Consider the following 9,893-nt stretch of genomic DNA (forward strand, 5'->3'; position numbering starts at 1 on the left):
GCCAACATACTAGAATGGCTTGCCTTGACTGAAGAGATGGTAAGGCAGATAGGGCAAAACGGCTTGAAGCTCGCATTGTAGAAATGTCGGGTCTTTATCAGTGAGGATATTAATCGTTATGACGGCTTCACTTAAACGATCACTCGTCTGACATCCCTGTTTACCTGCGCGAGAAGCCCCGCAAATTGCCCCACCCCATTCCTTGATGTCCACGCTGTAACCAAGGTTGGCGCAATACTCTTTCAGGAACTTAATCGAGGCTTCACCAGTCCATGTCAGACGGGCCACAATTTGTGCTCGCTTGTCTTCATCGCTGGATTGCCATGTCGTGCATTTATCGGGCAGAGCAAACACTTCCAGCCAATCATCGAGGAAGTCTGTCGCTGTTGCGGGAAAGGCTGCTGCAATGAGGTCTAGGGCTTTCTCGTCCATCTTTCTAACCTCACCAGCCAAGGCATAGAACAGCCTGTAGAGGTTTGTATCAATGTCACGAGGCCATGCTTTACCTGGTGGCAGCAGATCCATCATAGCCTTGGCGTATTGGTCTTGTGTGGGTATTTGAAAATCCATCATGTCACCTTATGAAAATGTTATATCGCCATTGATTTCAGGTAGCTGACCTGTGGTGGTCACGATGTCTGAGGCTGGGCTCACGAGTGTGAATGATGTCGTACTTGCTGCCGAGGCAATCGCAGCATCAATACTCGCTAGGGTTATCGTCACCCCATTGGGATCACCCTGAGCGTGAAGCACATCTTGAATCGCTGATCTAATGGCCGCACGGGTCGTTGCCGTGGCATTTATCAGACCGGATATCTCAAATGAAATTGGGGTCTTGATTGGGCTACAGAGTATCTGGATTTCCGTGTAGGGCTTGTCATCAAATAGCGCATTGGCAACGGTTAACTGGTCACCTGTCGCGTTCTCGTATCGGGTCTCTGATGTCGCGGTACCATCTGTGCCTTGCGGGTAGCCCATTGTGGCGTTCGTGCGATCCAACATGAACCAGATCACAACTTCCGTTCCTGCCTTGGGTGTATTGGGCATCCAAGCCATTGTGACACCCGGCACCGCCAAGGTGTTTTTGATGTGGTCGGCTTTAGTCGCACCCGTTAGCTGAGATTGGTAGGCTTGAAGCATTCTAATCTTCAAGGCGTCATCGCCCTCAAGGTCGGTGCCTTGTGTGATCCCATTCGCCGTTTCGATTTGAGCATCAACACCTGCAATGGGTGCCTGTAAGGTCAGGACTGTATTGGCCTGCTGATTGCCAGCCGCGCCTGCTGTTGTGGCTGTTACATTGACATTGCTACCAACTGTCGAGGCTTGATCTGTCGTGTAGGTCTGACCGTCATTGGAAACCAATGTCGTACTCGCCGGTATCGTGGTGCCTGTTGTGCCGGTGAATACGACTGCGCCTGTCGCTGGTGTTGCGGCCTTGCGATAGACCGACTTCAAAGCACACCAGTTATCAAGGTCGGATGCTGTCGCGGTCAGTGGCGTGAACTGGATCGAGATGTCATCGAAAAAGAGGTCTTGAGCATTGCCCGTGGACGCCAGCACTTCTGCGAGCACACGAAGCGGACTATTGGCTAGAGGAACCTGACCATTCAGAAGCCCGTACTGAATAGCGTCAATGGTATTTTGTCGTTTGGTTTGATAGGACTCACGAATATAAGGCATTGGAAACTCCCGATTATGGTTTCCAATATTTATGTGTAGCAATCCGTGGCCTAGATGCCCGTAGAGAGGGCTTTCTTGTCAGGGCTATAATGTGTGCTGAAATGACCTAAAGCCCTACGAGCAGGCTTCTGAGGGCATGAGAGCTGCGTGTAGTGGTCTTGGCCGCTTATCTGACCTATACTCTCATGGTTCTATTATCCACGAGAGCTATTTGAATGTTAAAAATATCTAAAATCTTACCTTGCGTAGTTCTTGGTTTCACAACCATATCTATTATTATTTTATTTTACCCGTTTATACCGCAAAAATGGATTGGTTTTATTACTCTTCATCGGGTGAAATCAGCCCTAACTTTGCTATCCCCCATTATATTTGGGTTAATAACTGCTTATATTGCTTACCAACAACATCGATTAGCAAAGACGCAGGCTAATATATCTAAGGATCAAAGAGATATCGCGTATGACAAAATGAGATTGGAACACAACGAAAGGCTGATTGTAATATTCAATAAAATGGCTGAGGTTTATAGGGCTCTTTATGACTTAGAGTGCTATTATCCCAATGATCTTAAGAATGATATTCGCTACAGTGCAGCGAGGACGGTCGAAGAGCTAAGTCGTATTATTCAGGTGTCACCTGAATCAAAAAAATGGGCACTTGGATATCTTAAGAAATCAAAGAAAATATCGAAACTACTCGATGTGTGCTGGATAAATCAGCAAGAGTGCAAATTTATGTTGGATCGGAAAACATATCAATCCATCTTCGATTTTGGCAATAAAGCGAGAGCATTATTCGATACAAAAAAAGAATGCTTAGACAGAGAAATACGTCACAATGAATTATTATATAATAATATTTTATGTAATCTAAACAAAGAGCTTGATGCCCTTATGGACAAGGTAACTGAGGGAATGGGTCCATATATGGACATCCGTGATATCATTTCACCTCGTAAGTTTGATGAATAGTCTTTCAGTCACAGATAAACCCTTGTGTGAATAACAAGGGTTTATCTCTAACTCAATATTCAGTCGGTAGCATGACGACTTTGTATGGTCCCTCTTCGATCACATACAGCTTCAATTCCTTTAGTGGAAAATCCGTGTAGTTGATCACCTGACGATATAGCTGAATAGGCCCATCGCCTTTATCTCCATCAGTGGCAGTTATCACGGCTGTATGTGCGTCAAGATCAACCTTAAGAGTCCAGAACTCTTTCTCTTCCGCTTTAATAGAGGGTAAGCACCTCACGCTCACGATGATGTCCAGTATCCAGCCCGCTCGGTTTTTAACCAAAAACATCACCCCATCAGTTAGTAAGAGGTTTCCCATAAACCGTGTGTAATTCACCGTGCCAGTGAACTGACTGAGGTTTGCTTGGGTTATGTTTTCAATGCTCATAATATGTCTTCCTCAAGAACGATTATTTCTTGAAGGTTAGACAGCCGCTTAGTGTGCTCTTCATATTCTTCACGAGTGAGATAAAGATGCTCTGTATGAATAATAGAGTCATCGGATGGTGAAAAATGTTCAAGAACTACATGAAGCATTTGCTGTCTCCTTCATGTAGTTTATGTTGTCTTTTTGTCGTTAAATCATCCGGTTTCTGATGTTTTCTATAACTCTTTGACGTTGACTTATGGTCAAAAAGAAACCCGGCCTTTTGAGCCGGGTTGCCAATTATTTCTTACTGCCTTTGTAAAACTTGCCTCTTACGGCGAACCGACCATCGAACTCACATGGCCCATCCGGTAGAGGCTCTTTTGCGAGCCTCTTTAGCAGTTCAATTTGATCAGGTGGCAAATCGAGCTTCATATCGTCTAATCTCTGTTCGGGTAGCTTGTCGAACAGAGATGACGCTTGTTTATTTCTCATTTTTTCTCTGCCTGAAACGCTTTCTTCTTGTTATGTGCGTCACGTCTTGCTTGTGACCAGGGTTTCCCCCTTATTTTAGTTGCAGATGATTCTATTTCTTCTTTTGTTCTAATCCTACCCGGTCTCCCTTTGAGCGGGGAAGGCTTATCTCTCATTTTGCCTTTTAGAGGTGACGGACCCCTCTTAAATCCTGTAAGTGATTTGGATATAGCATTTCTAGTAGAAACTGAAGGAGATTTACCTTTACGTCCTCTAAGCGGTGACGGAACCCCTTTCTTTGCTTTTGATATCTTTAACCTGACTTCGTGGGGACGGGCAGAGGCTACACAGGAACCGAAACCGCCCGCGATCATATTGTATCCATGCGGATGAAGACAGTTAAGAACTTCGCAAAAGTGGCCCTCAAGTTGTAACGCGCCTTTTCGACAGCTAACTGCTATCACGTCTTTGGTAAAGTTCTCCTGACCATATTTGCGAAAAGCCCTCCCGATATATGTGTCAGCTTTATTATGCCTACTCCATCTTACAAGTGGTTGATATGATATTCCGACATACTGCTTTCCGTCGATGTCGTTTGTGAGAAGATAGACGTAGACAACGTCATCGTCATGATATTGCTGTATTGTTTCCATAATACCTCCAAAGAAAAACCCACATGATCTAGCGGGACCATGTGGGTTGGGTTTTTCTTTATACCATGACCTGTTAGGATGACCCCGCCAGATCATGCTATGTGTATATTTATATTTGAATCTCTTCTGTGTGTCAGTATTCAATGCCCGCGCGTTGTGCGCTCTGTCGATCCCGTTGTTGGTGTTTCGGGCTTCTGTTCGGTTTTTGATTTGCGTTCCGACACCTCAAGCAATGGCTTATCCAGCTCTCCTGCATTCGCGGCCTGTATGAGCAGTTCCAGCACGGCTTTGACGTCCGAGAGCTTCTCACCAGTCTGGATAATGCTACCCATGACCGAAAGCTGGATACGCTTGCTACCGTAGCGAGGTTCTACGCTGTAGCCCTTAACGCCTTTTGTCCACCATACGGAGAACCGAACCTCTTTCTCTATTTTCGTCACTTCACCGGTTTCTTCGTTCTTTTCCCGGTGTTCCTTGGTCAGTTTGAAGGGCTTACCTTCGACCTCTGCTGTGAGTGCTTCTAACTGCACATTCACACCATCGACAAACTTGGACCGGACATGAGCAGTGCGGTCATTTATAGCCTGCATTTCCTTGGTGAATGTAAGTTTGCCTAAAATGGTCATCGACTTTTCCTAGCGTTTTAGGGCCTGCACTGTGCTGCCCTACATCGCTAATTTGTTGCCATATGATAAGGAAATCATCCGATATATTCACAAGATATGAAATCTTTGACGTTGATTTTCTTTTCAAATGGTTTCCCAATTTATTGAGGCGGACTGGTCGGTGAGCCCTGTGCTCCGCTGGTGTGTTTGTGGCTCTTCAAGGATATGCCCGATGCCGTCACGTCACTGTCGCAGGTCACATTCCCTTTGACGTGCAGGTTGCCATCTATCTCGACATCACGATCAATCGTGGCGTTCCCTGTAATATGAACCAGTCCATCCGTGATGGTGATCTGGTTCTTACCATCAATGTTGATCGTGGTCGTTTTCATCGACGATATGTTGATGGTCTGGCTATGCCTTAACTCAATGGATTGTCCCTGATAATCAAACAGCACAACTTCGCCGGGTTGTAGGTCGCGTGGCGTGTAGCGTTCATCATGTGTGCCGGTTATGACATTGTTGGAATTTGAACCCATAATGCCATGCACAAGAGCATTGGCTCCGGCCAGTGGCGCACTGATAAAGCCATAATGTTGCATGAGGCGCGTATCGTCACGGATCATCGTATTTCCAAACATGGAAATCTGGTTCACGTGGCTCTTGTAATTCTCTTTCCATGCGGTGTGCTTGAGGAACCGAGCGGGCTTTATGAACTGAATGCTTTGCTCAGTGAGAGTGTTAATCTTATCGCGTGAATGGTCGGAAAAGTCGTAGCTCATGAGGAAGCCCCCTGAACTGGTTTGGCATTGGGTGGTGGGCTGTCCGTGACATTCAGGCTCCCATTCTTCTGCTGGTTTGGGCTTGGTACCAATGAGGACTGATCTGATGGGTTGGCGACACCCGCGACTGGCGGGGTGATAGCAATGGGCACAACACCCAGGGCTTCTTTCCTCACAAGGATCAGGTGGGTCTCATGCTCTTCACGGCTCAGGGTAAACGCGAGATCTGAAACCACATATTCGTCTGACATATTGGGTTTTAAGTCTGTGCCGTAGTTGATCTTTATGAGGCTATTGATCTCCCACGGCTTCTTGGTCATTGGGTTCTTCGTCCCCACGACACTCAGGCTGATAACGTCCCCACGGCCCCAATTCCGCTTGGCTGTGACATTGACGAGGTTTTGCTGAAAAGTCTGCCAACCACTGGCATCGGACATTGGGTAGCTGGCCTCTGAAACAAACGTCATAATCTTGCCGTCTGGTATTTCTGAGGGCGTCTGATCCATTGCCGTGACATGCGGCACCGCCGAAGAGTTAACACCAGCTATCGCGTTATAGGGATCAATGACAGCAGTATAAGCTTGAAAGCGGCCCAGGTTGGTTCTGTGCCTAAATAGGCTTTTAATGATGGGGTCTTTGAGATTGAGCGTTGTCACGGCTCCACTGGCAGGATCATCAATAACAAGGCGACCGAACCTGTCGTCGTAGAGCAGTTTGCCCTCATATTGTGCCAATGTAGCGAGGAAGTCATAGGACTTCGTTGTGAGGTTGATATTGGTCAGGCTCGCTAAGGGACGTGGTGTGCTGTTTGTGAGATCGACCACATCAACGACCTGAGTGCCGTCTTGTGCGGTCAGGAGCCATTCTGCAACCTGCTTGATACTCGTTAGTGTGCCCGGCACCTGGCCTGCATTGGGCTGGATTGTCGTGCCGTCTGTAATCTTCTGGCAAAGGGATCGCCCTGAGACTTCAAGGACGTGTTGGCCATGCTGTAGGCCATTAGTGGTTGAGTCGATGTAGCCGGTGAAAATTTTATATTTGTCGAGATAGATTTCTACCTTAGCTCCAACGGCCAATGAGCCAGTATGATTGACCTTTGGTCCTGTGCTAACCGCCTTGGTAAACAACGACAATATGTTGGTATTCTGCTCACCATCTTGAAACGCATATGTCATGGAAAATGACATAGGGACGATATCAAGACTGTGGTTTATTTCCCATGCAATGAAACGGTTTATGATTTGGTTATTCACCAGAACCACGAACCCATCAGGTAGCGTATTTTTCTTACCTGTTACGGTTATATTCGTGCTCAAATCCTCACCCCAATAAATAACTTTAATAATGATTATTTATTGGGAGACCCGATGAAAAAAGTAGATTCCAACAATGGTGTTTGGGTCAATGATGATCCCGCGACACTTACAAATGGCACACCTATTGACGCTGATGTCATGAACAATATTCAAGACGAAATTTCGAATGTCATAACTGATAATGGCAACACATTAGACGGAACCAATCACAGTCAATTAAGCCAGACGCTTGATAAGACATTTGCGAAGATCAACAGCCCGACACTTACTGGTATTCCTCTAACCAGTAATCCAGACGGAACCATAAACAACCAGATTGCTACAGTTGATTATGTGAATCAGAAAGCCCTACAGGCGACTGTTGGTTTCACACCAACTCAGCAGGGTGGTGGAACGGATCAGGGAGCCAATAAGGTTTATATCGGCGGTGATTCCACGGATGCCACACAGGCAAGAGTTCAGATTGATCAGACTGATCTTGGTAAGATTTCTTTCCAAGCCGAAGACAACAATACCTATGGTGTCAGCAAGATAGGTTATGACCATACCAAAAACGAACTTGCCTATTACGACACAGGCAATAAGGCTTGGCACTATTCCTACACAACCGATTATATCGACGGAAAAGCCTACATAAGCTCATTGCCAACAGGCGATAACACCAAAGTCACTGACATTATATGGAATACATCATCGAACCTACCCGCGTACTATTATGGCGCAGATAATCAGGTTTCATATTCAGCAACTACTGACTGGTCAAAGGAGCAATTCCTGCAACTTGCCGATACTGACACGCAAACCGTATCCACTCCTGTGGTGTTCTCTGGCGCAAACAAACATAGCGGGGCAGAAGCATTTACGGGGGTCACAACTGTTCCCAGTGTTGCGGCATTTACAGGCAAGGACGCGCTTAACGCAGAGACGGCAGAGGGGCGCTATATCAAGTCCGCTCCAGATGCGGGTTCTGGTGATGTGCGGATTACAGGAATTGTGGGGAATGCTGCTTCCGGCCTGGTTGTTACAGATAGCAACGGAGATACAACCGTATTCAATCCAGTAAGTCAGGGGGTTTATCCGGACGGAACATTATGGAGGGAAATCGGTGGCTACCGCGAGTTATGGTTCTCTCTCACCACAGTGAGAGGTGGCTTTACCTCGATTTATACTTACCCTGTTGCATTTTCAGAAGCGCCATCAACCATTCTTACGGCGCGCGATGCTGGCGGCGTCAACCACATCGGATTTGCTGACCCCGCAGGCAGCTATCCGACTGCTAATCAGACCCAGGGGTTAGGCATGGGCAGCCAGTCGGGAGCCCCACCTGTATTCCTTGCCAACGGCAGTACGGTCAACTTTTACCTGAGAGGCAAAATCTGATGGCTACGGACGTAAAAACTTTATACCCGGCACAATATTATGCGTCCTACGACACCGCCGCCGCGCAACCGGCCCATATCAATGGCTGGTATGACACGTGGAATATGTCGGATGTATCTGCTGTCCCGACCGCATCAGACATGATTGCCGTAACCGAGGCGCAGTGGATGGCCCGCAATTCAAATCAGGGCGTGCAGAACGGCGCGATTGTTGCGTGCCCCGCGCCAGTGCCGGTTCCAACCGTGAGCCTTGCAGCGCAGGCACAGAGCGCCCTGACCGCAGCATCCGCAGCCACATGGCAGGCATACGGCATGTACGGGGAGACAACGCCTGCCGATGTCGTGACCTATCTCAAGGCCCTGCATGCCATTGCCAACGGCACGGACACCACCAGCACGGCACTACCAGTTCAGCCAACGGATGTGATGGCAGCGGCAACAAGTTAAAGTTTCGAGTAATTACTCAGCAGAAAGGCCGGTATTTAACCGGCCTTTCTTGTGTCTGAATTATCTGGATAATTAAGAGGTTTTTCCCTTAACCGCAGAAGCGCCAGAACCACCTGTTTTAGCAGCTTCAACAAGCTGGTAAGCACCATCAACATTGAAGTTAGTCCAGCCAACAGTGTTGAGAACAGCAACAGCCGCGTCATGCTCAACTCCAAAATCAACCCAGTTTGCCAATTTGTAGGCAATCAAGTCTTGTGCGAAAGCGTTCATTTGAACTCCGCCATCAGTCCAAGAACCCTGATCAGTTGATCGAAGTGCGTACTGACCAGCATCGGCAATGATCAAGTGCTGTGGGGCAACGAAGACCAAGGGAGAGCCATTCTTCGCAGAGCCGTCTTTAGCCGCAGAAGTGTCAATGTCTGTTGGAATCTGAGCAGTTGCCATGATGGTAAAGCCATTTAACTTACCCATGCGGATTTCTTCACGGAATGGATATACACCGAAAGATGTCTGTAGGTTTTCCAAGCTGTTGAAGATCGCAGGCGAACCGAACACAACACCACGAGATATGTTGACGAACTTGGTCTGTAGAGCACTTTTGATCTGAGCAAGATCAGCTGCGATACTCACAGAGTCAGCACCTGTTGAAGTGATGTTCGTTCCCGCATTACCAATAAGGCTGTATGAAGGGGCCAGAGCACCAGCAGTCGAACCCATGATGAATGTGCGGTCTTCTGCTAATGCGACCTGATTAGCAAGGTCAGAGGTGATGTGTTCAACAGCACCCTGTAGGGAGAAGTTGTTGAATTCCAATGTCGTGTAAGTGAAGCCAGTAAGCTTCTTGCCTACGAAATTGATGGTGTCGAAGTCATCAGCACTTGGGACGAAATTGCTGCCTTCACCAACCCATGAAGCTGTAGCACCAAGACGCTGTCTTGGATATGTGAGGTTGTTGTTCGGCATGGATACGACTTTGGCAACCTTACGAACCACACAGTCAGCGGTCAAAAGGTCAATAAACTCACGAACGTCCGGACCGACTACGGGCTGAGAAGTCGTAAGAGCCCTTTTGGAAATTCGCTGTGATAGGTTTTCAAGAGGTTTTGCGCGTGATTCAAAGGCAGGATGTGGACGCCAGCACAACGAGGCCGCATGGCCGGAATTACACGTA

Annotated in this window: 12 protein-coding genes; 3 read left to right on the forward strand and 9 right to left on the reverse strand. The window is 47.4% G+C overall.

What is annotated here, in order from left to right; all coding sequences use genetic code 11:
• Nucleotides 1–9 precede the first annotated feature (9 nt).
• On the reverse strand, nt 10–573 hold the full coding sequence (locus GOB86_RS13625; RefSeq protein WP_165993109.1) for a putative phage tail protein: 564 nt from the start codon (nt 571–573) through the stop codon (nt 10–12).
• 6 nt (nt 574–579) lie between these two features.
• On the reverse strand, nt 580–1,680 hold the full coding sequence (locus GOB86_RS13630) for a baseplate J/gp47 family protein (RefSeq protein WP_165993111.1): 1,101 nt from the start codon (nt 1,678–1,680) through the stop codon (nt 580–582).
• A gap of 215 nt (nt 1,681–1,895) precedes the next feature.
• Between GOB86_RS13630 and GOB86_RS13635 the strand changes: the two genes are divergently transcribed.
• Nucleotides 1,896–2,654: a hypothetical protein gene (locus GOB86_RS13635; protein ID WP_165993113.1), complete on the forward strand. Its 759-nt coding sequence runs from the start codon at nt 1,896–1,898 to the stop codon at nt 2,652–2,654.
• A 52-nt stretch (nt 2,655–2,706) separates the two neighbouring features.
• Here the strand turns inward: GOB86_RS13635 and GOB86_RS13640 are convergent, their stop codons facing one another.
• The 6 genes from GOB86_RS13640 to GOB86_RS13665 form a co-directional block, all read right to left on the reverse strand.
• The gene (locus tag GOB86_RS13640; RefSeq protein ID WP_242012686.1) at nt 2,707–3,087 is read right to left on the reverse strand and encodes a DUF6876 family protein; all 381 of its coding nucleotides are present in this window, start codon (nt 3,085–3,087) and stop codon (nt 2,707–2,709) included.
• A complete protein-coding gene (locus GOB86_RS13645) occupies nt 3,084–3,236 on the reverse strand; it encodes a hypothetical protein (RefSeq protein ID WP_165993115.1) in 153 nt (50 codons plus the stop codon). Before GOB86_RS13645 ends, GOB86_RS13640 begins: the two co-directional genes overlap by 4 nt.
• Nucleotides 3,237–3,557: 321 nt before the next feature.
• Nucleotides 3,558–4,193, reverse strand: a complete 636-nt coding sequence (locus GOB86_RS13650) for a GIY-YIG nuclease family protein (RefSeq protein WP_165993117.1) — start codon at nt 4,191–4,193, stop codon at nt 3,558–3,560.
• Between the two features lie 140 nt (nt 4,194–4,333).
• Entirely contained in the window at nt 4,334–4,819 is a 486-nt protein-coding gene (locus GOB86_RS13655; protein WP_165993119.1) for a hypothetical protein, read from the reverse strand.
• Between the two features lie 140 nt (nt 4,820–4,959).
• Nucleotides 4,960–5,580: a phage baseplate assembly protein V gene (locus tag GOB86_RS13660; protein WP_165993121.1), complete on the reverse strand. Its 621-nt coding sequence runs from the start codon at nt 5,578–5,580 to the stop codon at nt 4,960–4,962.
• Nucleotides 5,577–6,896, reverse strand: coding sequence for a phage baseplate assembly protein (locus tag GOB86_RS13665; RefSeq protein WP_165993122.1), 1,320 nt, complete (start codon nt 6,894–6,896; stop codon nt 5,577–5,579). Before GOB86_RS13665 ends, GOB86_RS13660 begins: the two co-directional genes overlap by 4 nt.
• Before the next feature lie 51 nt (nt 6,897–6,947).
• Between GOB86_RS13665 and GOB86_RS13670 the strand changes: the two genes are divergently transcribed.
• Nucleotides 6,948–8,276, forward strand: a complete 1,329-nt coding sequence (locus GOB86_RS13670) for a hypothetical protein (RefSeq protein WP_165993125.1) — start codon at nt 6,948–6,950, stop codon at nt 8,274–8,276.
• Nucleotides 8,276–8,722, forward strand: a complete 447-nt coding sequence (locus GOB86_RS13675; RefSeq protein ID WP_165993127.1) for a hypothetical protein — start codon at nt 8,276–8,278, stop codon at nt 8,720–8,722. The genes GOB86_RS13670 and GOB86_RS13675 overlap by 1 nt, the downstream gene beginning before the upstream one ends.
• A 72-nt stretch (nt 8,723–8,794) precedes the next feature.
• Here GOB86_RS13675 and GOB86_RS13680 read toward each other — a convergent pair.
• On the reverse strand, nt 8,795–9,893 hold a 1,099-nt coding region (locus tag GOB86_RS13680; protein WP_165993129.1), incomplete at its 5' end, for a phage major capsid protein.

Source organism: Acetobacter lambici (assembly GCF_011516885.1).
GTDB classification, from domain to species: Bacteria; Pseudomonadota; Alphaproteobacteria; order Acetobacterales; family Acetobacteraceae; genus Acetobacter; species Acetobacter lambici.